Annotated in this window: 2 protein-coding genes; both read left to right on the forward strand. The window is 59.1% G+C overall.

The genetic code is table 11. The features are described from left to right. Positions 1-17: 17 nt before the first annotated feature. The gene (locus AC1DVH_RS32155; RefSeq protein ID WP_477757173.1) at positions 18-380 is read left to right on the forward strand and encodes a DUF6124 family protein; all 363 of its coding nucleotides are present in this window, start codon (positions 18-20) and stop codon (positions 378-380) included. 1 nt (position 381) lies between these two features. Then, positions 382-630, forward strand: coding sequence for a hypothetical protein (locus tag AC1DVH_RS32160; RefSeq protein ID WP_477757172.1), 249 nt, complete (start codon positions 382-384; stop codon positions 628-630). The last annotated feature ends 131 nt before the right edge of the window (positions 631-761 follow it).

The following is a 761-nucleotide window of genomic DNA, read 5'->3' on the forward strand; positions in this document are numbered from 1 at the left end:
GTGTGAGGAATGCCATCTTGAAAAAGAACAGCCCCAATCCCCCGGAATCACCAGCCGATTCATCTGAAGATCCAATCGACTTGTCCAACCTCTCCAAAACCACAGAACCCGCCATCAGCGCCCGCCTGCGCAACCCCAATCACCTCGACCCCATCAGCCACGTATTCACCCTCCGCCCAAACATCGACACACCGTCCCTGCTCACCCACGCCAGCGAAACCCTCGCCTCGCTCAACGTCATGAGCACCGACCTTGCCTGCGAGCTTGAGAGTTCGCGTCGCAACATCGCCCTGGCGATCCAGCAGTTGGCCGTGCTGGCGCAATTGCTGGTGAACCGGGCACTGGACAACATTGCGCCACTCGACGAAGTGGAGGCTTGAGATGGATCGATACATGCCGATGACCGGCATCGACTGCACCGTTGCGTCGCTGCTGATCGACACCGAGGCACCGCTGGATGTACTGCACGAAACAGCTGCCTATCGCATTCGAACCGCAACGCAATTGCTGGAGAGCTTCGCGGCTGACGAGGGTGTTTACAGCGAACTGGCGCGGGTGCTGGTCACGTCCCTGCGCGATGGTTGCGATTTGCTGGATGTGGTTGGGCGGCGGTTGCGGATGCAGGTTTGATCCTTGAAAAATGGACGGTCTCATTGAGGTCGTCCAACTCCAGAGCCGCGATCATCAAGCACGCAGCCGCTTAACCCCAACCCCCACCAATATCCCTAACACAATCGACACCAACGGCACCGCCCCCACCC

The sequence above is a fragment of the Pseudomonas sp. P4_C3 genome (assembly GCF_056402075.1).